This is a genomic window from Desulfosediminicola flagellatus (assembly GCF_005116655.2).
GTDB classification, from domain to species: Bacteria; Desulfobacterota; Desulfobulbia; order Desulfobulbales; family Desulfocapsaceae; genus Desulfopila; species Desulfopila flagellata.
In genome coordinates, this window is the sequence record NZ_CP050698.1 from 6,666,481 (window position 1) to 6,689,705 (window position 23,225).

At 45.1% G+C, this 23,225-nt stretch carries 19 protein-coding genes; 14 read left to right on the forward strand and 5 right to left on the reverse strand.

Annotated features, from left to right (window positions below):
* Positions 1–8: 8 nt before the first annotated feature.
* Entirely contained in the window at positions 9–1,364 is a 1,356-nt protein-coding gene (locus FCL46_RS27565) for a TolC family protein (RefSeq protein ID WP_136808147.1), read from the reverse strand.
* Between the two features lie 252 nt (positions 1,365–1,616).
* Here FCL46_RS27565 and FCL46_RS27570 point away from each other — a divergent pair, with 252 nt between their 5' ends.
* From FCL46_RS27570 to FCL46_RS27580, 3 genes are all read left to right on the forward strand, one after another.
* A complete protein-coding gene (locus FCL46_RS27570) occupies positions 1,617–3,053 on the forward strand; it encodes an ATP-binding protein (protein WP_136808146.1) in 1,437 nt (478 codons plus the stop codon).
* A gap of 2 nt (positions 3,054–3,055) precedes the next feature.
* Positions 3,056–3,739: a response regulator gene (locus FCL46_RS27575; RefSeq protein ID WP_136808145.1), complete on the forward strand. Its 684-nt coding sequence runs from the start codon at positions 3,056–3,058 to the stop codon at positions 3,737–3,739.
* Positions 3,740–4,253: 514 nt separating this feature from the next.
* The gene (locus FCL46_RS27580; protein ID WP_167505908.1) at positions 4,254–5,579 is read left to right on the forward strand and encodes a DUF945 family protein; all 1,326 of its coding nucleotides are present in this window, start codon (positions 4,254–4,256) and stop codon (positions 5,577–5,579) included.
* Between the two features lie 204 nt (positions 5,580–5,783).
* Here the strand turns inward: FCL46_RS27580 and queF are convergent, their stop codons facing one another.
* The 3 genes from queF to FCL46_RS27595 all read right to left on the reverse strand — a co-directional run bounded on the left by queF (position 5,784) and on the right by FCL46_RS27595 (position 8,919).
* Positions 5,784–6,611: an NADPH-dependent 7-cyano-7-deazaguanine reductase QueF gene (gene queF / locus FCL46_RS27585; protein ID WP_136808143.1), complete on the reverse strand. Its 828-nt coding sequence runs from the start codon at positions 6,609–6,611 to the stop codon at positions 5,784–5,786.
* A gap of 153 nt (positions 6,612–6,764) precedes the next feature.
* Positions 6,765–7,424, reverse strand: coding sequence for a 7-cyano-7-deazaguanine synthase QueC (gene queC / locus FCL46_RS27590; protein ID WP_136808142.1), 660 nt, complete (start codon positions 7,422–7,424; stop codon positions 6,765–6,767).
* A 484-nt stretch (positions 7,425–7,908) separates the two neighbouring features.
* Positions 7,909–8,919 carry a DnaJ domain-containing protein gene (locus tag FCL46_RS27595; protein ID WP_136808141.1) on the reverse strand — a complete coding sequence of 337 codons (1,011 nt, stop codon included), beginning with the start codon at positions 8,917–8,919 and terminating at the stop codon, positions 7,909–7,911.
* Between the two features lie 614 nt (positions 8,920–9,533).
* On the opposite strand from FCL46_RS27595, the gene FCL46_RS27600 reads away from it, so the two are divergent.
* The 7 genes from FCL46_RS27600 to FCL46_RS27630 all read left to right on the forward strand — a co-directional run bounded on the left by FCL46_RS27600 (position 9,534) and on the right by FCL46_RS27630 (position 19,278).
* Positions 9,534–11,225: a potassium channel family protein gene (locus tag FCL46_RS27600; RefSeq protein ID WP_136808140.1), complete on the forward strand. Its 1,692-nt coding sequence runs from the start codon at positions 9,534–9,536 to the stop codon at positions 11,223–11,225.
* 134 nt (positions 11,226–11,359) lie between these two features.
* Positions 11,360–12,571, forward strand: a complete 1,212-nt coding sequence (locus tag FCL46_RS27605) for an ABC transporter substrate-binding protein (RefSeq protein ID WP_136808139.1) — start codon at positions 11,360–11,362, stop codon at positions 12,569–12,571.
* 65 nt (positions 12,572–12,636) lie between these two features.
* On the forward strand, positions 12,637–14,298 hold the full coding sequence (locus tag FCL46_RS27610) for an ABC transporter permease (protein ID WP_136808138.1): 1,662 nt from the start codon (positions 12,637–12,639) through the stop codon (positions 14,296–14,298).
* 7 nt (positions 14,299–14,305) lie between these two features.
* Entirely contained in the window at positions 14,306–14,944 is a 639-nt protein-coding gene (locus FCL46_RS27615) for an ATP-binding cassette domain-containing protein (RefSeq protein WP_136808137.1), read from the forward strand.
* Positions 14,944–15,564: a CDP-alcohol phosphatidyltransferase family protein gene (locus FCL46_RS27620; protein ID WP_136808136.1), complete on the forward strand. Its 621-nt coding sequence runs from the start codon at positions 14,944–14,946 to the stop codon at positions 15,562–15,564. The genes FCL46_RS27615 and FCL46_RS27620 overlap by 1 nt, the downstream gene beginning before the upstream one ends.
* A gap of 326 nt (positions 15,565–15,890) precedes the next feature.
* Positions 15,891–16,886 (forward strand): TAXI family TRAP transporter solute-binding subunit, encoded by a 996-nt coding sequence (locus tag FCL46_RS27625; RefSeq protein ID WP_136808135.1) that lies wholly within the window; start codon positions 15,891–15,893, stop codon positions 16,884–16,886.
* 112 nt (positions 16,887–16,998) lie between these two features.
* On the forward strand, positions 16,999–19,278 hold the full coding sequence (locus tag FCL46_RS27630) for an ExeA family protein (RefSeq protein ID WP_228723300.1): 2,280 nt from the start codon (positions 16,999–17,001) through the stop codon (positions 19,276–19,278).
* 83 nt (positions 19,279–19,361) lie between these two features.
* Here the strand turns inward: FCL46_RS27630 and FCL46_RS27635 are convergent, their stop codons facing one another.
* Positions 19,362–20,540, reverse strand: a complete 1,179-nt coding sequence (locus FCL46_RS27635) for an iron-containing alcohol dehydrogenase (RefSeq protein ID WP_136808134.1) — start codon at positions 20,538–20,540, stop codon at positions 19,362–19,364.
* 62 nt (positions 20,541–20,602) lie between these two features.
* Here FCL46_RS27635 and FCL46_RS27640 point away from each other — a divergent pair, with 62 nt between their 5' ends.
* The 4 genes from FCL46_RS27640 to gcvH all read left to right on the forward strand — a co-directional run bounded on the left by FCL46_RS27640 (position 20,603) and on the right by gcvH (position 23,224).
* Entirely contained in the window at positions 20,603–20,755 is a 153-nt protein-coding gene (locus FCL46_RS27640) for a hypothetical protein (RefSeq protein ID WP_153307125.1), read from the forward strand.
* Between the two features lie 255 nt (positions 20,756–21,010).
* A complete protein-coding gene (locus FCL46_RS27645; RefSeq protein ID WP_136808133.1) occupies positions 21,011–21,457 on the forward strand; it encodes an Lrp/AsnC family transcriptional regulator in 447 nt (148 codons plus the stop codon).
* Positions 21,458–21,521: 64 nt separating this feature from the next.
* The gene (locus tag FCL46_RS27650) at positions 21,522–22,802 is read left to right on the forward strand and encodes an aminomethyl transferase family protein (protein ID WP_136808132.1); all 1,281 of its coding nucleotides are present in this window, start codon (positions 21,522–21,524) and stop codon (positions 22,800–22,802) included.
* A 26-nt stretch (positions 22,803–22,828) separates the two neighbouring features.
* Entirely contained in the window at positions 22,829–23,224 is a 396-nt protein-coding gene (gene gcvH / locus FCL46_RS27655; RefSeq protein WP_136808131.1) for a glycine cleavage system protein GcvH, read from the forward strand.
* The last annotated feature ends 1 nt before the right edge of the window (position 23,225 follow it).

Here is a 23,225-nt window from a genome sequence, read left to right on the forward strand (position 1 = left end):
TAGTCTGGTTAATTGGCTTGAGATACAGCTTCAGGAACTGATGCATATCCGCCCAGAGCTCTGTATAAACTAATTCGATAGCTTATAAGCTGCTGCCTTGATGAGAGCAGGTTGCGCTGCAGTGATTGTTGTGAGAGTAATGCGGTGAGTACGCGCTGATAATTCTCTATCCCGAGTTTGTAGCGGTCGCGAACGTTTCCGGTTGTTTTGGTCGCAAGATCAAGCTGAACTTCAAGGCTTGCTATAAGCGCTTTTTGTTCCTTCTCTCTGACCAGAGCATCTTCAACTTCACCTATTGCCTCAATAACAGTCTGACCGTATGTGTAGAACTTTTCCTGGGCCGATGCTGTTGTTCGCTCAGCTTCGGCTTTGCGGGACCCTCCATCAAGCAGCGGGCCGACGAGATTTGCACCGAGTGAAGCAAACCAGTTGGAAAAGAGATCACTGGCAGAGCCTGAGGTGTTTAGATCGCCGGAAAGGCTGAGTTTGGGGTATCGGTCTGCGATGGCTGCTGCAACCTTTCTGTCAGCTGAGAGCAGACTGAGATAGCTGCTCTTTATGTCGGGTCTGTTACTGAGCAGATCGAGCGGAAGCCCGGTGTCGGGTAATGGCGGCAGTTCTATAAGTTGCGGTTTTTCGGTAAGGGTAAAGTTCCCGGGGGAGTGACCGGTGAGTATCGCCAACTGGTGGATAAGCAGTTGTATGGTTGCCCGTTGCCGTGCCTGTTCTCCGGACTTTGATTCGATGAGCTGTTTTTGCTGTAGCACATCAGCTATGCTGACCTGACCTGCATTGAATCGTAACTGGATAAGATCAAGCCCGACCCGGTTGACGGCCTGCTGCTGCTTAAGCAGTTCGATCTGGCTGTAACCGGTAGCAAGCTCATACCAGGTAGTTGCAATTTGTGCGGCTATGGAGAGGGCTGCGGTCTGCAGGTCCTTTTCAGAGCTTTGAAGGTCATAGACAGCACTGTCTTCTAATGCCTGCAGTCGTCCCCATAAATCAATTTCGTAGCTGGCAGCAAGACCAAGTAAGAGATTACTCGATGAGCTGGTTGAATTGCTTTTTCGCGTGCGGCTCTCTGATCCGGTTGTCCGGCCCGTAAGCGTTGGGGATAGTGCGGCACCTGCTTTGATAGCGAGTGCCTGGGCCTGTTTGAGTCGTTCACGACTGCCCAGCAGATCCAGATTGTTTGTCAGAGCCTGTTCGATAAGGGCTTGCAAGCCGGGATCATCAATATCATGCCACCAGCTGGGTGACAGAGATTGCTGGCCGCTGAGCGAAAAGTTCTCAGCTATCGGTACCGGATTTGAGCTCACATTAATGTGGGTTGTGGGGGCACAGCCATAGAGCGTGGCCAGCATGAAAGCTCCCAGAAAAAATGATGTTTTGTGTTTAATGGTCACAGGATCTTTCACTCGATTTTTGTTAAGAAAAATTCAATTGATAATAGATATGTTACACACTCTACAATAGTATTAAGGACGAATTGTGTCAGGAATGTGCAAAGAATGTGTAAATATGGAGGGTAGAGTTTTTCCGCAGGTAAAATGCGTAAATTTTGGTAGAAGAGATACAGGTCTTACCCTTTATCGTATGGAGATCCGGTCAAACCTATGAGAATAACACTGCATTACAAACTCTTCGGAGCAATCCTCATTGCGATCCTCACAGTTGTGCTCTATATGACGGTCGTTTTGCAATGGAGCTTTGATCGAGGTTTTCTCGACTATGTGAATACTGCAGAATCTGAACAGTTGCAAAAGATTGCAGTTGATCTTGAACGTTTGTATGCAGAGCGGGAGAATTGGCAGGTTCTGATCGATGATCCGCTGAAAATAGGCATTGCTATTGTCAGTAGCTATCCTGAAGGTGAACTGAAAGAACGTATGCTGAGAAAATTACGTTCACGGAATTTCCAGACGTTACAGCCTTCCAGTGGCCGACTGCCAAAAGATATTCCAGTACATTTTTTCCGTAGAGTGCTGTTACTCGATCAGAACAAAAAGGTGCTTATGGGATTTGAACCGGAAGGGAATCGACGAGATCTTATTCCCTTGCTCCATCAGAACAGTGTCATAGGATATCTTGGGGCATATCCTGCTAAACATCTCTCCGACAGTCATCATCTGGTGTTTGTTGAACAGCAGAAACTCACCCTCATTCTTGTGGCACTTGCTGGAATTCTCATCTCTGCAGGGCTTTCGCTACCTATTTCATATATGCTCACCCGGCCTATCCGCAGACTTGCAATGGCAACCAGGAACCTGGCTTCCGGAAAATATCAAACCCGTGTTGAGGTGCGATCAGCTGATGAATTAGGCCAGCTTTCTCACGATTTTAATGATCTTGCAGAAACTCTCGAGAAGAACAGGATAGCGCGGGGGCAGTGGGTGGCAGATATATCCCATGAATTACGGACGCCAATTTCAATTTTACGCGGAAAAATAGAAGCGCTTCAGGATGGTGTACATGCACCTGGAGTAGATTCATTTAATGGATTGCATCGCGAGGTAATGCATCTGGGTTTACTGGTTGATGATCTGTATCAGCTCTCACTCTCTGATATGGGGGCAATGACCTATAATCGGCGAGATGTCGATCCCTGCTGGGCGCTGGACGAGGCGCTATCTTTACTCGAATCTGAAATTACTGACAAAAAACTGCATATTGATAAGCATATAGGACTTGCTGGCGATGAGATCCTTTTTGCTGATAATGAACGTCTCAAGCAACTGTTTACCAACCTGCTGGCCAATAGTATTCGCTACACCGATTCAGAAGGTCGTATCCGTATTGAAGTCTCTGCCTCCAGTGATTCTCTGATCTATACGATCGAAGACAGTGCTCCCGGTGTATCGGATGAACAGTTGGATAAACTGTTCGAAAGATTATACAGGGTAGAAGGTTCACGCAGCAGGGAGTCAGGCGGGGCAGGGCTTGGTCTGTCAATCTGTGCAAACATCATTAAGGGGCATAATGGTACGATAGAAGCCAAACATTCAACCTTGGGCGGCCTTTGCGTGTATGTAGAGTTGCCCCTTGCAGAGTAACTATGGCTGGAAACGATACAATTCTGATTGTTGAGGATGCGCGTGAACTTGCCGGATTGCTGAGTGACTATCTGGTACAGGCCGGTTTTCAGACGCATTGCCTCCATGATGGGACCAATGTTGTTGGCTGGGTGCAGGAGAATACGCCACGCCTGGTCTTGCTTGACCTTATGTTGCCGGGCAGAGATGGTGTGGAAATCTGCAAAAGTATCCGCGAATTTTCAGATTTGCCTATTATCATGATAACTGCGAGAGTTGAAGAGCAGGACAGGCTCACAGGGCTTGATGTCGGCGCGGATGACTATATCTGTAAACCTTTCAGCCCGCGAGAGGTGGTTGCACGGGTAAAAGCTGTCCTGCGACGGGCAACCAATGGTTTTGATAGAGAACAGTCGCATAACGACTTTCTTCAGCTTGATAAAGATAAATTACAAGCCACCCTCAAAGGACATATCCTCACGCTTACTGTTGTTGAATTTCATTTGCTCTCCCTGCTTGCAGAGCAGCCCGGCAGAGTCTTTTCCCGAAGTCAGCTGATAGAAAAGATTTACCCGGATCAACGTGTGGTGAGTGACCGTACAGTCGACAGCCATGTAAAGAAACTGCGAAAAAAAATGAGTGAAGTACACGATGGTGAGATTATTCACTCAATTTACAGTGCCGGATATAAGTATGAGGTCACTTAGCCTTCATTTCTCATTTTCTGAATTGAGCTGTTTTTTCCATGCGATCGGAGGTGACAGCTTCAGGCTAGTATACCCTGATGTTACTCTGCAACAACCCTGAAATTTTCCCTGTAGTTGGTTGGTGCAAGCCCTGATGTTTATAGAAAGTGCGTCAATCGAGCGTGTGTTTTCGTAGCGATGGCAGCAGGTGATATGTTCGAAGAAATATTTGCATGTTTCAAGCATCAGTCGTGTTGTTTCCACCTTGCCCCTTGACCCGTTGCAGCTGAATTTTAGTTCGATGTTTAAAAAAATTCAAAGAGGTTTTGAGAACAGTTAACTTCCTTTAATCATATGATAATGTTTCATCAATGCTCCTTGCATAATTGTTGCTTAAGGTGCATAAGCCTGATAGGGTGCACATTCCTGGCTTTCCGTAGCCATGATGATGTATCATGATAGCAATGTAATTGCTGCCGGTCTGAACTCTACAATCACCTGCAGCAGGCATAAAAGAACCAATCGAGGAGCATGCATGAAAAAGATAGTTGCAGGACTGGTGTTTATTCTTGTTTTAGCGGGCGTTGGAATGCCGTTTGTAAGTGGCATGATAATGGAGAAAGGTTTCAACCGCTGCATGGAACAGGCTAACTCCATGTATAGTGAAACAGGAACAGGCACAAGGATCGAACTGGTAAGTTATGATAGAGGATTTTCTTCTTCAGAAATTGTCTGGAAAATACATCTTGCTGAGATGAAGACCATATATAAAGTAGATGAAATTATCTTCATCGACCGGGCAAAACATGGTCATACCGGAGTGGTTTCTCAAACGAGCCTTGAGAAAAACGGTTGGTATCAGAATATTGTGAAAGAGAAGTTGGGGGGTGTTGACCCGCTGAATATCAGAACAGATTATTCACTGATGGGTGATATCAATTCTGTAATAAATATTAATGCGTTCTCTGTTGATATTGAAGGTGAGGTATTGAACGTAAAGCCTGCCGAGTTAACTTTTGCTGCAGATCACACGTTTAAGCAGTTTATTTCAAAAGGTGCCTGGCAGGGAGCTAGTGTTGAAGGACAGGTCGATCTGGGTGAGGTTTCTTTTGCTTCAGACATGAAGATGATTTCTGCATTCATATGGGATGGTGATCTCTCTCTTGGTCTCAAAAAACTCGTGGCAAATGATAAAGAGACCCCGGTAAAAATGGAAAATTTGAATGCGAAGTATGCACTTAAATTTAATGAAAAGAACAACACTCTTTCAGTAGATGCTGCCTACGGTTTTGATAGTATCACCATCAAAACAGAATATGTTAATAACGCTTCTGCACATTTAGGGGTGAATGGACTTGATGTCGTGGCATATGAAGAGGCGATGGCACTCTATATGAAGATGGCAGCTACCCTGTTCGACGAACTAGGTAGCATGGAAGAGAATCCGGAGCAGGCTAAGGCCGTTATTGAAGCGAAAATGACCGAGATCAGCTTCCAGATGATGGCTATTTATGAGAAGTTCTTAAAAGGCGGTCTGGAAATCTATGTGAAGGATCTTAAAGCTGAGCTTCCACAGGGAAAGATACACGGGAATTTCATGCTTCGGCTTGAGAAGGACCTGACTATGGCCCAGATGTTCCCTATGATGAATCAGCCGCAGATGATTTTTGACTACATCTCGTTTGCTTCAGATTTTAGTTTGCCGAGCGTTTTGGTAAGCGGTAACCAGCAGTTAACCAACCCGATTTATCCGGGAATGAAAACCGGCCTCTTCGTAGAAGAAGGGGAAAATATGATTCATAAATCGGAGACAAAAGACAAGGCGTTCTTTATAAACGGTGAAAAACTGGTATTGAACTGATCGATCCCTGAATACCAAGAATGTTTCGCAGTACGTTTATAGCGGGATACATGTTGTACATGTATTCCGCTATTTTTTTTCATCACTATTCAAACATACAGGTTATATAATCATCTTGACATGAGTATATAACCGTTTGTATTCTTAGTCCTTAGTCCTTAGTCCTTAGTCCTTAGTCCTTAGTCCTTAGTCCTTAGTCCTTAGTCATTGCCGCGGGTCTCGAATATTTTGCCAGTTTCCTGGATCTGTTGAGCGTACCGGATTTATATCTATTCCACCGCGCCTGGTAAAGCGGGCGGAAACTTCTAACTTTTCAGGTGTGCATCGGTTCTGAATGTCATTAAAAATTCGCTCGACGCACGCTTCATGAAAACCGGTATGTTCCCTGTAGGAAACACAATAACGGAGCAGACCCTCCTGAGATATCGCTTGACCACTGTACTTCACAATAACTGTTGCCCAGTCCGGTTGACCGGTTACCGGGCAGCATGATCTGAAAAGGCGCGTGTAGAGTGTCTGGGTAGTAGAATCACCGTTAGTGGTAAGCAGTGCCGGATCGATCACGTAGCTAAAAGTATCTATTTCAAGGTCATCAAGTAAAGTTCCTGCAGGTCTAGCAGGAGATATAGTACCAAAATCATTTGCTTCGTGGATGGTCACTGAAACTTCAGCTCCGGCAGCCCCCCGCAAATCACGGACAAGTGTTTCATGAAGTGTCTCCGATGATCTGAATCGTGTCATATTTAGGGAGTTGAAATACAACTTCATCGATTTAGATTCAATGAGATTCGGTGAGCAGGCTGGAACCCTGATTTCTGCAATGGCCACTCGTGGCTTGCCTGTTTCATTTAGCCATGATAGCTCGTAATTATTCCAGATGTCCTCGCCAAACCAATCTATGGGGTCGATAGTGATTCCGGCTGCTTCACGACCGAGTGTTCGCGGTATGGGGCAGAGTAGAGAAGGGTCGTACTCGGATGTATAGGAAACCTGTTTGCCAAGTGGGATGGCTATTTCTGAATGTTGTGACATGGGTATTGTTAGATAAAAAGTAATTATTGATGAAATCGTAAAAAGGTCTTTCGAAGTTCTCGAAGTCTGCGCGTATCGAATAGCTAAGTGAAAAAACAACAACGAAGGAGAACGGATTGCTGTGCCCCTTGGGTGCTTTTTACGACGCCATCATTATTGGTGATAAATTGTTGGATCAAGCCCCTTATCTTTTCTGAGTGCAAATTTGCGTTCAACACAGGCGCTACAGGTGCCGCAGTGAATATCTCCACCTTTATAACAGGTCCAGGTTGTGGTGAAGTCGATGCCGAGTTTTCTCCCCAGGTCGCCTATTTCACGTTTGTCCATTCTGGCAAAGGGGAACTCGAGTTGCACTGCGTTATCAGTTCCGCTTAGAACAGCAGTGTTCATTGCCTCATTGAATGCAGGTCTACAGTCAGGATAGATATGATGGTCGCCGGAGTGTGAACCAAGGAGCACTTTAGAGGCGCCGATTGATTCGGCATAGCCAACCGCAATAGCAATCAGTATGCCGTTACGAAACGGGACAACCGTGGATTGCATATTCTCAGCATCGTAGGTTCCATCGGGAATTTCAGTACCCGACTGCAGAAGCGATGAAGAGAAAAGCTGGTCAATAAAGGGCAGTGCCACCTGTTTATGGTCGATACCAAATTGTTTACAACTCATTGCGGCCAATGGTAATTCTTTATCGTTATGTTTGGAGCCGTAATGAAAGCTGAGCGCCGCGACCTTTCGGCCCGAATCTATTTCATGTGCAAGCATTACTGTTGAGTCCATGCCGCCTGAAAGAATGATTACTGAATCAATCATGATGTTCTTCTTTTTTAACGCTTTGTATAAACAGCAAAAGGTTGTGGAAATTTTCCAGAGGGAAAACTGCAGTCCGGTGCTTGCAACAAAGAGAAGCAGAGAAATCTGAAAGGAAATACGAGGTATAGTGCGGGGTTGAGTGCTCTTTCATCTAAGCCACCTTTTTTCCTCTAGGAGCCTGTCGGATTATACCCTTATTCCCCATCTCGGCGTTATTTTCAAAAAATCAATGCTCGCAATATCAACTATATGGCTGTGCTTGATTTTTCGAAAATGCCTTGATCTGTGAAAAAAATGCTATAACCCGACAGTCTCCTAGAAGAGGATTAGTACTGTGAGGGAGAATTTATTATGCGGGTTGCCACTCGTCCGCAATGCTGAATACATCTGTTTTGTGTTTTGCGACTACTGTTAGACTATTCAGCCCATTTCCGTCAAGGGAATTATGTGAACCTGTATATGCTGAAATATGCTGAAGCAGCGCTTAAGGTTGTCCTTTTTGCAGGATGGAATAGATTTCGGTGAGTTCCACAAACTTTTCCTGATCACCGCCCTGGTCAGGATGCAGTTCAAGCGCTTTTTTCCGGTAAAGACGGGTGAGCGTTTTTTTATTCATTTTTTTCAGCTCATCGAAATTGTATCCGAAAATCTCAAGTATTCGCTCACTACTTACTTCGGTCCGTTTTTCCGGCCATCGAAATGTACGGTGATTGTTAATAAATTGACGGACGAAATCATTACCAAAGGTTCTGTTTCTAGGTGAAAAGTCAAAAAACATATAGAGGTAGCGGCGAAGATGCGGGTGTAATGATCCTCTTCCTTCATCGAACTGGAGAAAGAAACGGGAAGAGTTTAGCTCGCAGAGTTCCTCAAGAAAATAATCGGCGATTTGATCTTGCGGCAGCGCTTCGGGCAGAAAGGTTGCGTAAGAGACAGTGAAATGTGTGTGGAGATTAAATATCGCGTAGATGTAGTTGCGGTATTCTCCCGGTTCAAGTCGGTGTTCCATTTGGGTCAGATGATATTCGCGTTCATCACGACTTTGCCTGAATAGCGGCCTGAATACGGTTTCCCGCATGGAGAATAATTTGCTCTGGTCAATGGCCCCATAATAAAGATAATAGAGCCTTCTTCTATCGAATATGTGGATCTGTCTGGATATCTCAGCCCTGTCATTCTCACTTATAGGTTTGGGGATGTCGTAATCAGTTCTGTTAAAGCGGGATAGTCGCTCTCTGGTTTCCCACGGGAGGAAATCCCAAAGGAGTTTTTCCAGAATGGTATCCGGATCTGTTTGTGTGTATTTGCTGATAGCATTTTCAAGCTCACTACTGAAAAAAACGACAACTTCTCCCAGGTTTTCCATATAATCTGAAGGATTTTCCCCCAGATCAAATATGATACGATGTTGAAATGTATTGTTTTCAGTATTCAGATAGGATTGTCGTATCTGGTAGCTTTTTGATGCGCCGTGGGTGATTGTTGCAAGATACATAATGTGTTTTGATATACTATTACTAGAATACAGGTGGCTGATGATCAGGTGCCAGGAGGCTGTCCGAAAATGCACTTTTGCCCCAATTCTTCGTTGTTTAGAAAAGATAATGCTCGAAGATAAGCGAACGACGTGAGACTTCGATATAAAATATATGACAGCGCTTATTATTTAGAAATGCCTCGATTTGTGACAAAATCGCTATTCTGGTCAACCTCATATTAACAATACCGGTAATGCAGAACTGGATCACTTACCAGAAATGTTTTGAAGATAGGAATATAAAGCTACCTATTCCGATGCACTATACAAGAGTACGCTGAGCGTTTTATTTTGAAAAAGGGGCTGTTGTGTCATCGGCAAAATGACATTATCTGTTGAATTATACTTGCTTTTGGGAATGTTTTGAGAATTTCGTTGATTATTAAGCAGTTCCATAATAGCTTCAACCGTTTTGTTCAAAAAATGACAGATGTTCGGGCAATGCGCGGCATTAAACTTTAAATCGTAAGTGCTTACGGGTTGTTAAAACGGGTACGAGGTTGTCTTTCTATTGAATACACCTCTATCCACTTTGCACATGTTTAGCATTATTGATTTCGAATACAGGATTCATGAAATATCTACCTTCTCAACTGCTCTACTTTTTTCAGAATAAAACGACCAAGCGAAACCTTGTGTTATTGGCAAAGTTTGTCGGTTTTCTGATTGGTGTAATTACCCTCTACAGTATACTATTTCATGCACTTATGCTCTATGAGGGGCGTCAATACAGCTGGGTGACCGGTTTTTACTGGGCGCTTACTGTCATGTCGACACTGGGTTTTGGTGATATAACATTTCACAGTGATTTGGGGTTGTTATTTACAATTTTTGTTCTGGTGACCGGTGTGATCTGCATGTTGATCATGCTGCCATTTACATTTATCCAGTTCTTTTATGAACCGTGGCTTGAAGCTCAGGTAAAGAGCAGGACCCCGAAGGAACTACCGGAAGGGACTGCCGGTCATATCATTATCACCAATCTCGATCCCATCACCGAAAAGCTGATCGAGAAACTTAAGCGCAGAAATTATCAGTATGTGCTTGTTGCTGCGGATCAGCAGCAAGGTGGAGAACTACATGACGCAGGCTATAAGGTGGTGATTGGTGAACCGGATGATCCTGGGACATTTGCCCGTTTACGCATCGAGGATGCGGCGATGGTTGTTTCCACCAGCGATGACCTGATGAATACAAATATAGCGTTTACTGTGCGTGAGATTTCAGCTGATGTAATGGTTGTAACATCTGCAGATAACCATCACTCTCTTGATATTCTCAATTTCCCCGGTAATACCCATGTCTTCCAGTTCATGAAAATGCTTGGCCATTCTCTTGCGGAGAGAACCATTGGTCTGGGCAGGGCAGCAACTATTATTAGTAATTTCGATAGCTTGTTGATAGCTGAGATTTCGGCAAAGAGAACAACACTTGCAGGTCTGATGCTTATGCAAACTGACCTGCGGCAGCGTTCCGGTGCGACTATTATCGGTTTGTGGCATAAAGGGAGTTTTGATCCTCCTCAACCAAATACACTTATCAAGGAAAACACCGTACTATTGCTGGCCGGAACAAAAGAGCAGCTTGAGATTTTTGAAAATGTGTATGTGACTGCTGAAGCTGATATTGATCCGGATTCTCCTGTTCTGATACTAGGCGGTGGGCGTGTTGGTATAGCTGCTGCTGAAGAATTGGACAAACATGGAATTGATTATAAAATCATAGAAAAGCGGGCAGTTGTTGCCAGCAGCAGTGAGAAATTTATTCTAGGTGATGCAGCTGATTTAAATATCCTGAAAGAGGCAGGTATAGAGAAGGCGCGGGCTGTTATCGTGACAACACATAACGACGCAATGAATATCTACCTGAGCTTTTATTGCCGACAGTTGAGACCTGATATTCAACTCATATGCAGATCAACCAGTGAACGAAACGTGCAGAAGCTGCATATGGCGGGAGCCGATCTGGTACTGTCATATGCCTCAATGGGAGCAAATAATATTATAAACCTGTTGAAAACAGATGAAATATCGATGTTTACAGAAGGTTTAAATATATTCAGTATTCAGGTTCCAAAATCACTGACAGGTAAAACCCTTATTGATAGTAAGATCAGGCCAATGACAGGCTGCAGTGTTGTTGCCATAAAGTCAGATGGTAAACTGCTTGTCGGACCGGACCCTGCATTACCGCTGAAAAAAGGCGATGAACTTATCTTGATAGGTACCACTGATGCGGAGCAAAAGTTTGTGGAGATTTTTTAGTTAACTCTCTTGCAGAATGTGGGTAGTGAATCGATTTCACTGATTAAAATGAGCAATTGTTGTTGTGGAAAAAATGTTGAGTTGATATCGGTGGGCCGGGAAAGTGTCAACTGTATTATATGGGAGAGAAAACGATGGTGACACCTGTGCGCGGATTTTTATTGTTGCTTGCTTTTGTGTTTTTTGCTCAACCTGTATATAGCCTGGCCGGTAATCCGACCTGGCAGGATGTCGTAGCAAAAGCTAAGGGGCAGACTGTCTACTTTAATGGCTGGGGCGGATCAGATGCCATCAACGATTATGTTCGCTGGGCAGGAGACGAGGCGAAAAAACGGTACGGTGTTGAAGTAAAACACGTAAAAGTTACCGATATTGGTGATGTGATCAGCCGTGTTCTTGCCGAGAAAAGTGCAGGCAGGACAACCGGGGGCACAGTGGATCTGATCTGGATTAATGGTGAGAACTTTCGTGCAATGAAAGAACAGGGCTTGCTGTCTGCTCCATTTACTGATCAGCTCCCGAATTATGCAAAAGTTGATATTGAAAATAAACCAACCACCTTGTTTGATTTTACTGTTCCTGTAGATAACCTTGAAGCTCCCTGGGGAATGGCGCAGCTTGTTTTCATGTATGATAGTGCCATTGTGAAAGTGCCACCGAAAAACATGAAGGAGCTTCTGACGTTTGCAAAAGCCCATCCAGGACGGGTGACCTATCCCGCACCTCCCGGCTTCCATGGTACGACATTTGTAAAACAGGCGTTGCTTGAGCTTGCAGATAATACGGAGCTACTGGCACAGCCGGTGGATGATGCTGACTTCGCCAAAGTAACTGCACCGCTCTGGGCGTATCTTGATGAACTTCACCCATATATGTGGAGAAGTGGTCGCAGTTTTACAGCGAGTGGTTCTGAAATGAAACAGTTGTTTGGCGATGGAGAAATCCTCATATCTCTCAGCTTTAATCCCAACGAAGCGAGCAACGCCATTGCCAGCGGCGAACTCCCTGAGAGTGTAAGAACCTATGTTCACGATGGAGGGACCATTGGCAATACCCACTTTCTTGCAGTTGTTTTCAATTCGTCAGCAAAAGAAGGGGCGATGGTGTTTGCTGATTTTCTTTTGTCACCTGAAGCGCAGGCACGAAAGGCTGATCCGGCTATCTGGGGCGATCCCACAGTATTGGCTATGGATAAACTGAGCAGTGACGAGAAGAAACTGTTTGATGATATTAAACAGGGGGCTGCTACGCTCACACCTGCAGAGCTTGGGCGAGTCCGGCTGGAGCCTCATTCATCCTGGGTTAGTGCGCTGGAAAAAGCCTGGCTGTCCCGTTACAGTAAATAACTTCAGTGGAGCGACAAGTACCAAATTTTACGAAGAGCCGGCTGCGTGTATTTCCGATACTCACCGTGTCGGCTTTTTGTCTGCCTATCCTACTGGGGCTTGCTGGCACCTGGCTGCCCGCATGTGGCTATCTGCCGGTAATTGGTGCAACAGAACCTACCTTTAACGGTTTTCATCAGCTTTTTGACTATCCGGGATTTTCGGGAGCTATGCGGGCAACGCTCGTTTCAGGCTTAGGAGCAACAGTACTTGCTCTGGCGGGTTCACTCTGTATCACTGTCTATACTTACGGGACAGGCCTCTGGAGGTTTATTGTCCGGTTGCTTTCACCTTTGCTTGCTGTGCCGCATGCTGCATTTGCCATCGGTTTTGGCTTTCTTGTGGCTCCGAGCGGCTGGCTTGTCCGTATGGTTTCACCTGAACTTACAGGGGTTACCATTCCACCTGACTGGCTTACCATAAAGGATCCATACGGATTGAGTCTCACAGTAGCTCTTGCTTTTAAAGAGATACCCTTTGTTTTGCTCATGTGTGTGAGCGGTCTGAATCAGCTGGATGTTCGACGAACTACCTGGGTTGGCAGGTCTCTGGGGTATTCTCCTGTGCGAATCTGGACCAGATTGATCCTCCCGCAACTCTATCCTCAAATTCGGCTGCCGGTTCTGGCAGTGCTGGCATATTCTCTCAGTGTTGTTGATGTTGCACTGATTCTCGGGCCATCTGTTCCGCCAACGCTGTCTGTGCTTGTTGATCGCTGGTTTAATAACCCGGAGGTAGCACAGAGATTTGTCGGAGCGGCCGGAGCAACATTGCTCTTTGTATTGGTTGCTTTGACAATCGGCTGTGCTCTTTTTTTAGAGTGGCTGATCGTCAGGCTGACATCAGAGAGACTGGTCAACGGAAGTCGCAGTACAATGTTTGAACGTCTTCGTTGGCTCGGAAGTGGCGCAGCTATTGTTATGCTCATGATAAGTCTGCTTTCACTGCTAGTTCTTATTATCTGGTCGTTTACCCAGGTTTGGCGTTTTCCAGACAGTCTGCCTTCTGCTTTAACAGCGAAATACTGGCTTAAAGGGTTTCCGCTTGTCTCTGAGCCTCTGCTTACTACCTTGGGCGTCGGAGCGCTGGCGACGTTTGCTGGAGCTATCCTTGTTATCGGTTGCCTGGAGTATGAGGTTCATTTGAAACGGCAGGGGCGCAAGGTGAATAGTCAGTGGAGTCTCTGGCTTGTTTATCTGCCCTTGTTAATTCCCCAGATTGCTTTTCTCTTTGGTATCCAGACAGCAGCAGTGAGTATTGGTATAGAAGGGACCTGGTTGAGCATGGTTGGTGTCCACCTCATCTTTGTGGTGCCCTATGTTTTCTTGACCCTGGGAAGCTTTTACCGGAGCTATGACGATAGATTTATGCAGGTGGCGATGAGCCTGAGTGGATCGTCTCTCGGCAGTTTTTTCCGCATCAAATTGCCGATGCTGGCAAAACCGATTGCTTTTGCAATGGCAACCGGTTTTTCGGTGAGTGTTGCACAGTATCTTCCGACCCTGTACCTTGGGGCTGGGCGTTTTATGACTATAACGACAGAAACGGTTAGCATTGCAAGTGGCTCGGATCGCAGGGTGCTGGCGGTATATGCACTGTGCCAGTTTATGTTGCCGATGCTGGTCTATTGTGTGGCTATATTCTTACCCGCCTGGATATTTAGAAATAGAAAGGCTATGCAGAATTAAGGGGTTTATGTCTTTAGAACTTGAAAACCTACAGGTGAGTTATAAGGGAAATCACCTCTTCTTACCGGTTGATCTCACTATCCCGCAAGGAAGGATAGCAACGATTATGGGACCAAGTGGTTGCGGTAAATCAACGCTTCTGGCGGCTATAGCCGGTAATCTTGAATATGGATTTGAGGTGAAGGGCAAGATAATCCTTAATGGTCGCGAACTGAATTCTACCCGTATGGAAAAACGTAAGGTTGGTATTCTCTTCCAGGATGATCTGCTTTTTCCGCATTTTGATGTGATGGGGAATCTGCTCTTTGGAATATCCGGTCATTTGTCGGTAAACGAAAAGCACTCCCGAATAATGTCGGTACTTGAACGTGCCGGACTGCAGGATTTTGCACGGCGTGATGTAGCAACCCTGTCTGGTGGCCAGAAGGCCCGGGTAAGTCTGCTCCGTACACTGTTGTCGGAGCCGGAGGCCGTGTTGTTTGATGAGCCGTTCTCAAGTCTTGATAAACCGCTTCGTTCCAGTTTTCGTAATTTTGTCCATGAGCAGATTATGCAACTCAATATTCCAGCACTGCTTGTGACCCATGATGAGGCGGATAGTTGCGGTGGTCGTATTATAGAACTTGAAGGTAGAGGACTCGGATAATGCTGGATCGCTGGACGATACAATGGCTCAGGCCTCCGCTTACATCCTGCGCAAAGTTTCTGAGCAGAAAGGGGGCTGGACCCGATCAGGTGACCATCTGCGGCTTTATTCTCGGTCTTTGTGCCATCCCTGCACTAGCTATGAACTGTTACATTATTGCGCTTATTTTCATTATTCTCAATAGAGTCGCAGATGGCATAGACGGCGCCCTGGCGCGCATCACGCAATCAACAGATGCCGGCGGTTTTTTAGACATTGTTCTTGATTTTATCTTTTACTCAGGTGTGATATTTGGATTTGCCTTAGCTGATATTGAAAGTAATGCCCTGGCCGCAGCCGCACTTATTTTTTCCTTTGTTGGAACAGGTTCAAGCTTTCTTGCTTATGCCATCATGGCTGAGAAACGGCGACTGGTGAGCATCACCTATCCGCATAAAGGTTTTTACTATCTTGGTGGTCTCGCTGAGGGAACTGAGACAGTAACATTTTTTGTTATTATTTGTCTCTGGCCTGTCTCATTCCCAACCCTTGCATGGTGTTTCGCTGCAATCTGTTGTTTGACTACATTGACCAGGATCTGGGGGGGATACCGGACTCTCAGAGATGATGAAAGCACGTAGTTTGTTTTCGACTGTAAACTCGTCTAGAGTTTACAGGTTTGGAATGTAGCCAATCCATCTGTAGTTTTCTTTCCCTTATACTGTAATTCTCATTCTCAATAACTTCTTGATATACAGTATTTTTTTAATTTGCGATGGGCGGGTAACATCTTTTCATGAAAGTCATCTATGCAAAAGGCATTGTTGCCGGTCCATAATTGAGTTAGGATTGTGCTTTGTTCAATCTGTGTTTTGTGCTTCCCTTGGGGGAGCCTGATATGTCTAAAGGGGATGCAGAGCCGTAATCTAATCTCCTGAAATTTTGATATCATCGTAGGGGGAGACTTATGAAAAGGGGCCAACTCTGTGTTGTGGTTGCTGTCGTGATTGCAGGTATGATGTCATTTATTCTGACAGGAATTTCGCAGGCAAAACAAACAAACACTGTGCAGATGGGAATGGTCACGGGAGGCACCAAGGGAACCTATTATCAGTTTGGTTTAAATCTTGAAAAACTCGTGAAACAGAATGGCATTAATCTGAAAGTCAATGAATCCAATGGGTCGGTAGAAAATATCTATGCAGTATTTAAACGACCGAATACCCAGTTGGGGATTGTGCAGTCTGATGTGCTTGCTTTCGTCTCAAAAGTTGAGACTGACCCTGTTCTGAAGAAGATTGCTAAAAAAATCAAGTTAGTATATCCACTGTATGATGAAGAGGTTCATCTACTTGGCCGTAATGATATAACTGATTTTGATGATCTTAAAGGTAAAATCGTTGCCATAGGCAAGGAAGGGAGCGGCAGTTACCTCACCGCTAAACTTCTCTTTGAAGTTTCTGAAATAACCCCCATAGAAATTGTGGCCATTGGTGGAGATCAGGCCCTTGAAAAATTGAAAGCTGGCAAAGTAGACGCTATGTTCTATGTTGCAGGCTACCCTGTAAAATTATTCACCGAGCAGGTTGCAGCTGGAGATGGGCTAGCACTTTTGCCGATTACCAACGACAAGGTAACTGAATTCTACGCTGAGACAGTGATACCTGAGAATACATACGCCTGGCAAGAAACTGAAGTCAATTCGGTTGCCGTGAAATCTGTTCTCGTATCGTATGATTTTCGTATGAGTAATTGTGAAAATGTTGGAAATTTTGCAAAGCTTATGGCTGGAAATATTGAATGGCTGAAAGAGAACGGACATCCCAAATGGGAATCTGTTGATCTTGATTACCCGTTAAAGGGCTGGGAACAGTACGATTGTGTACAGAAATACCAGGTTGGCGGAAAACAACGTTCAAAAGAGTCCAATCCGGTATTTGAGGCCATTAAAGATATGCTCTAATGGTGTATTTCACACCGTGTTCACCATCGCTTTTTGATATAACCGTAGATAGATTGTTACAGACAGATTTGACCGGGTAGGATTTAATCTGTTGTTTGCGGAGCAGAAATTGATGATTGGTGGTTGTGAGGCTCAAGGAGTGTATCGGAATGGAGGGTTCGGTATGTATCTTTCCTATTATAATCTGCAGAAAAAACCATTTCAGATCAGCACAGATCCTGAGTTTCTCTGGTTTGGCGAGAAACATAAGGAAGCACTGGCTACACTGAAATACGGCATACTTGATAATAAGGGGTTTCTGCTGCTTACCGGAGATGTAGGTACCGGCAAGACGACGCTGATTAATGCTCTTGTCAAAAGTCTGGGCGATGAGGTGGTTGTAGCCCGGGTTCCTGACCCCGGAATGGAGAGTATGGATCTCATGAACTTCATCTGCCATTCCTTCAGAATCGGCAAGGAGTTTGTCAGAAAAGATCTGTTCCTTGTCCATTTCAGCCATTTTCTGAATACCGCGTATACCCGGGAAAAGAAATCCCTTCTGATTATTGATGAAGCGCAACGCTTAAGTCAGGAAATGTTGGAAGAGGTGCGGCAACTGTCAAATATTGAGCGCGAAGAAAGTAAGCTCCTGAATATATTTCTCATTGGGCAGAATGAATTTACTGATATGCTTCAGGATGGTCAGAACGAACCCTTGTTGCAACGAATTACGCTTAATTACCATCTACAACCTATGGACCTGCATGAAACAGGTGCATTGATTAAACACAGATTACGCGTTGCTGGTGGAGATCCATCGATATTTAATCCTGAATCAATTCGAGAAATATTTGCTTGTACCAAGGGGATCCCTCGCAGGATAAATGTGTTGTGTGATCACTGCCTGATCTCAGGTTTTGTACGAAATAAGACGGTTATTGATGGTGAAACGGTATTGGTCGCTGCTGAAGAACTGAGACTGCCTCCACTCCAAAAAAATCCACCTACTGTGCTATCGGGACCTGATGATATTTCAGAAGATTCTGAGAATTCAAAATATTACAAGTATCAGGAGCTTCTTAGAGTTCTGGAACCTGAAGAATTGCTTGCAGGTAATGACGGGGAGGAGGAGCCAGTGCCAGTGCCAGTGCCAGCTAACGCTGGTTGGTCCTGGATGGGACGATCTGCTGTGGCTCTAGCTTTTGTCGGAATGATTAGCACGTATATCTACATGTCCACTGGTACTGGAGACCCGGCATATCAGATTAAACAGGTGGCATTACAGTTGATAGGTGTACCGGAAAGTCGAACGAAGATTTTTCCGGCAAAACAAAAAGTGTTTAAAGACACTGTTTCACCAGTAGTCCATGAGAGAGAGCCTCTTGCTGAAATAGAAAACAGCGGGATGAGTGATATGGCAATAGTGCTGCCTGTCACATTTAAGCCGACTGTTCAGGAAAAGGAGCAGGAGCCCCTTTCTGTTCCTGCTGCTGTTGAAGAACATGCGTTGATATCATCGTCGGTTGTAGCTTCTGAATCTGTTGAGAATGCAGAGGATAAAGGTGCTGTAGGTGATAGTGCAGAAGTCTTGCAGGTAAATGACGGACTGGTATTGAATGAGGAATTGCCTGCTTCAAAAACAGAAGACGAGTTGACTCAGGCAGCATCTATAGCTGAAACTGTTGAGATCAATAGTTATGTTGTTAGGAGCGATCCTGATATTACTGAAGAAAAAACGGTAGCAGAGTCTGTCGAAGTTATTGCCGAACATGTCGACAATGTTGTGATTGAAAGTGACAGAAGTGCTGAATATGTAAAAGCCGTAGACAGTTTAGAGCCGGATACTCATTCTATTGCAAAGGCAGATATTGTTGATATAGGTGTTGGAGATGCACAATCTGCAGAGGTTTTGCTGCAAGATGAAGATGTGGTGTCTGCAGAAGTGTATAGAATTATAGAGGGAAATTCTAAAATTATTGATGCAGCTGTAGAGCAAATTTCCGGCTTATCGTCACTTCAAGGTACTGATAGCGTTTCTGTTGCTGAAGTTGCACTTGAAGAAACAGAAATGCCTACGATAACTTCATTTGATGAGCAGGCTGAATCTGATATAAATCAACGAGAAGTGCAAGATTTATTCCTTGAAAAAATCTCCATCGCGACTGATTCCATCGATCGTGATTTTCAGGCTGAGGACAGATCTGAATTACTCGATAAGGCTACAGATTCTAGGGTCTTACATGAACAGGACTCGGGTGTAGTTGTAGAAGCAAAAAAGATGGAGGCAGACGATATTAAAACAGCCCGTGCCGGTCGGGATGAGTCTTCGTCTAAGAATAGGAATCGGCGGGAAAAACCGCTTGATTCCGGTAAGGTTATAGACTGGCTTTTAAAGAAGAAGAATAATAAGTAAAGACTGGATTGATTTAAAGCCAATGCAAGCAATAGAAATCGTGAGGTGTAGCCCCCTGTTCTGCAGGGAGCTACACCTTTTTTCTATTTATAGGCTTTGGTGATGATGGATATCGCATCATCAAGATTCATTGTATACCTGTCGAGAGTGAAGAGGAATCCCATGGTATCGAAGGCATTTTGTGCAAATTTAGGAATATCTTCTTTTTTAATTCCGTAATCGGACATCTTCAGATTATCAACACCGCATTTCTGTTGTAATTCGGCAAGAGCCTCAACAAAAAGATACGGCTGTTTTGCAGGTTCGACTCCATCAAGGGATTTACCCATCGCCTTGGCCATGAGTATCAACCGTTCCGGAGCCTTATCAGCAAAGAACGAGAAGTATGCCTGCGACAGCATGATCAGACCGGCACCATGGGGCAGCTCTGGATAGTAGGCACTGAGTGCGTGTTCCAGTGAATGTTCAGAGGTGCATGATGAGGTTGATTCAACAAAACCCGAGAGTGTGTTTGCGAGGGCTATATTGGTACGTGCTTCCAGGTTGCTGCCGTCTTTAAAGGCTATAGGCAGCCAGTTGTTAATCAGTTCTATGGATTTAAGTGCATAGATATCACTAACAGGGGTGGCAATGTTAGCAATAACACCTTCTGCAGCGTGGAAAAATGCATCGAATCCCTGATATGCTGTAAGCATCGGCGGCACGGTGAGCATGAGTTCCGGGTCGACAATAGAGAGTACAGGGAAGGTTTCAGCGATGCCGAATCCGATTTTTTCGTTTCGTTCTTCATGGGTGATGACCGTCCACGGATCAGCTTCCGTTCCGGTGCCTGCTGTTGTGGTAATCGCGACAATAGGAAGAACTCCTCCTGTTACGGGCTGCCCTTTGCCAGTACCCCCACCGATATAATCCCAATAATCCCCATCGTTTTTTGCCATTACAGCGATAGATTTTGCACTGTCAATGCTGCTGCCGCCGCCGAGGCCGATGATGAAATCGCACTGTTCTTTACGTGCCATTTCAGCGCCTTCCATAACATGCTGGCGAATGGGGTTGGGCAGAATTTTATCAAATACAACGGATTGAACATCTGCTGCGGCAAGTAATTTCTCAACGCGTTCAAGATAACCGTTGGCCTTCATTGATTTGCCGCCGGTAATAACTATCAGAGCCTTCTTCCCAGGAAGATTCTCTGTAGCGAGTTGATCAAGTTTGCCCGGGCCGAAAAGTATTCTGGTAGGAATATGGTAATCGAATTGCATTCTACGCTCCTTAATATAGATGGGTGGGATATCGATTGATTTCTCTGGATAAGGATAGGTCCATGATACTCAAATCACTGATAACAATGGTTCGGATGGTGTTGACTGTCAAGGCGTTCTTGAGTGGTCAGGACAATACTCATAGATTACGAAAAATTCTGGATACAATCTGCGAGTTGCATAGTCGGCTATGTGGTGAAAATGTATGGAAATAAAAGCTGGAGTGAAATAGGTTCACTGCATGACCTACGATGTAGGGGCTTTCCTAACGATTTTAAAGCACAAGGCATGTTTTGAGCAATGCTTGTCTATTTATAGGAAGATATTGATAAAAAATGTAGTACGCATGTGGAGGATGATAAAAAATACGATATAAAATACGAAAAGCGTAGAAAATAGCAGTATGAGTTGACAGTATCTGCAGTTTAACGTAAAGTTTTATGAAGAACATAGAACAGTGGGGGAGTACAATGATTATAGATGAAATCAATCTGGCCATTATTCGTCATTTAAAAGACGGCCGCGTGCCATTTAAGAAGATTGCTGACTCACTAGGTGTTTCTGAAGGTACCGTCCGCACCCGTGTCCGTAAATTGACGGACGAAGGGGTGTTGGATATTGCCGGTCTTGTTGATCCGGAGGCGATACCTGACCTTGGTGTCGTGTTGGTAGGAGTAAAGGTCAAAGATATGGACCTGGTGAAAAAAGGTGAGGAGTTCAGTAAGTTAAAGGGTGTCACATCTGTCTGCGTAGTGACCGGCAGATATGATCTGATTGTTACTATACTGCTTACCAAAGATTTCACCATGTTGCGGTTTTACACTGAAGAAGTTTCCACAATTGAAAATGTTCAATCTGTGGAGAGCTTTGTTGTGTACAAGAGTTTTAATCTGAAGCTGCCAATGCCTCTGTCGTAGCCTGTTGTCGGTTGTATGAATTGCCGCCATGGCATTGAGCACGATTGCAAGTGAGGATACCACCATGGAAGAGCTGAAAAGAACAGCGTTGTACTCCTGGCATGTTGAAAATGGCGCGAATATATCGCCATTCGGTCAATATGAAATGCCGCTCTGGTATACAGAAGGAGTCAAGGCCGAGCATCTCGCGGTAATTAACAATGCCGGAGTTTTTGATACCAGCCATATGGCGACGGTAACGGTGCGTGGCGAAGGCGCAAGAGGGTTGCTGCAGCATTGTTTCAGCAAAGATCTTGAGCATTGTACCGGATTGAAGAAAACACCTCTTTGTATAGGTAGATGTGTTTACGGTGTTTTCTTAAACGATGATGGTACTGTGCTCGACGACGCCATTGTCTATCAGACAGCTGATTCTGCATATATGGTTGTTGTTAATGCCGGAATGGGCGGTGACGTTGCGGCCCGTCTGGCTGAAAATAATGACGGGTTTGGTGCGGAAATTACTGATCTTACTGATCAGGTTGGCAAGATGGATATTCAGGGGCCGGCTGCTGCAAAAGTCTTGAAAAAAATTCTCGCAGAACCTGACAAGGTATTTGAGAAGATGGCGTACTTCTCCTTTAAGGGAGGATTCGGCAATCTTGAAGCTAACGAGCCGGTTACCCTTACTGATGGTACCCCCCTTATGCTGTCCCGTACCGGGTACACCGGTGAGTTCGGCTTTGAGCTTTTTATTGCCAAAGAACATTTCGTTGCTCTTTGGCAGGCAGTTATAGCTGCAGGCAGTGAGTTTGATGTGCTGCCATGTGGGCTTGCCGCTCGCGATTCACTTCGGGCAGGCGCGGTACTGCCACTTTCTCATCAGGATGTCGGTCCTTGGCTTTTTGCCAGAAACCCATGGCCTTTTGCACTTCCATGGAATGACGATCAGTCCGATTTTACCAAAACATTTATAGGCAGAGATGCTGTGGCGGCTGCGGAAACAAGCGCGTATACACTTGCCTTTGCCGGATATAATCCACGAAAAATAGTTGCAGGTGAGGGAACCTTTGTCACCGATGTCGATGGCAATGTAATCGGTAAAATCCTCACCTGTGCAACAGATATGGCTATCGACAGAGTAGATGGCACCATCTTTTCTCTCGCTAGCACTATTGAAGATGGCAGACCCGAGGAATTCAGCCCGAAAGGCTTAAGCTGTGGTTTTGTTCAGATACAGGAGAATCTGGCTCCGGGAACGGAAGTGATTCTCACCGATGGCAAGAGGAAGAAGATCAAGGTTGAGATCAGGACTGATGTGCGGCCGGGAAGAACTGCACGTCGACCAATGAAAGAGATGCTTTAACGGTACGAATACGAGGAGGATTACCAATGAAAGAGTTGAATGAATTGAAGTTGCCGGCAGATATCCGTTACACAGATGATCACGAATGGGCACAGAAGACAGGTGATACTATCAGAATTGGCGTGAGTGATTATGCTCAGGATCAGCTTGGCGATATCGTTTTTGTAGAATTCCCGGAAACAGGCGATTCGTTTGAAAAAGGGGATGAGTTCGGCTCGCTCGAGTCGGTTAAAGCGGTTTCAGAGCTTTACCTGCCGATTGCCGGTGAGGTTGTGGCTATCAACGAAGCCCTTGAAGATGAGCCCGAGCTGATCAATCAGGACCCCTACGCGAACTGGATCGTGGAAATCAAGCCTGCGGACAGCAGCGCTATTGAAGCGCTTATGACCGCTGAACAGTATCTTGAAATGCTCAAGGGATAGA

What these genes read in the sequence shown, in the direction of transcription:
- FCL46_RS27565 (WP_136808147.1), bottom strand. Translation starts at nt 1,364, where the DNA reads ATGCTGGCCACGCTCTATGGCTGTGCCCCCACAACCCACATTAATGTG.
- FCL46_RS27570 (WP_136808146.1), top strand. Translation starts at nt 1,617, where the DNA reads ATGAGAATAACACTGCATTACAAACTCTTCGGAGCAATCCTCATTGCG.
- FCL46_RS27575 (WP_136808145.1), top strand. Translation starts at nt 3,056, where the DNA reads ATGGCTGGAAACGATACAATTCTGATTGTTGAGGATGCGCGTGAACTT.
- FCL46_RS27580 (WP_167505908.1), top strand. Translation starts at nt 4,254, where the DNA reads ATGAAAAAGATAGTTGCAGGACTGGTGTTTATTCTTGTTTTAGCGGGC.
- queF (WP_136808143.1), bottom strand. Translation starts at nt 6,611, where the DNA reads ATGTCACAACATTCAGAAATAGCCATCCCACTTGGCAAACAGGTTTCC.
- queC (WP_136808142.1), bottom strand. Translation starts at nt 7,424, where the DNA reads ATGATTGATTCAGTAATCATTCTTTCAGGCGGCATGGACTCAACAGTA.
- FCL46_RS27595 (WP_136808141.1), bottom strand. Translation starts at nt 8,919, where the DNA reads ATGTATCTTGCAACAATCACCCACGGCGCATCAAAAAGCTACCAGATA.
- FCL46_RS27600 (WP_136808140.1), top strand. Translation starts at nt 9,534, where the DNA reads ATGAAATATCTACCTTCTCAACTGCTCTACTTTTTTCAGAATAAAACG.
- FCL46_RS27605 (WP_136808139.1), top strand. Translation starts at nt 11,360, where the DNA reads ATGGTGACACCTGTGCGCGGATTTTTATTGTTGCTTGCTTTTGTGTTT.
- FCL46_RS27615 (WP_136808137.1), top strand. Translation starts at nt 14,306, where the DNA reads ATGTCTTTAGAACTTGAAAACCTACAGGTGAGTTATAAGGGAAATCAC.
- FCL46_RS27620 (WP_136808136.1), top strand. Translation starts at nt 14,944, where the DNA reads ATGCTGGATCGCTGGACGATACAATGGCTCAGGCCTCCGCTTACATCC.
- FCL46_RS27625 (WP_136808135.1), top strand. Translation starts at nt 15,891, where the DNA reads ATGAAAAGGGGCCAACTCTGTGTTGTGGTTGCTGTCGTGATTGCAGGT.
- FCL46_RS27630 (WP_228723300.1), top strand. Translation starts at nt 16,999, where the DNA reads ATGATTGGTGGTTGTGAGGCTCAAGGAGTGTATCGGAATGGAGGGTTC.
- FCL46_RS27635 (WP_136808134.1), bottom strand. Translation starts at nt 20,540, where the DNA reads ATGCAATTCGATTACCATATTCCTACCAGAATACTTTTCGGCCCGGGC.
- FCL46_RS27640 (WP_153307125.1), top strand. Translation starts at nt 20,603, where the DNA reads ATGATACTCAAATCACTGATAACAATGGTTCGGATGGTGTTGACTGTC.
- FCL46_RS27645 (WP_136808133.1), top strand. Translation starts at nt 21,011, where the DNA reads ATGATTATAGATGAAATCAATCTGGCCATTATTCGTCATTTAAAAGAC.
- FCL46_RS27650 (WP_136808132.1), top strand. Translation starts at nt 21,522, where the DNA reads ATGGAAGAGCTGAAAAGAACAGCGTTGTACTCCTGGCATGTTGAAAAT.
- gcvH (WP_136808131.1), top strand. Translation starts at nt 22,829, where the DNA reads ATGAAAGAGTTGAATGAATTGAAGTTGCCGGCAGATATCCGTTACACA.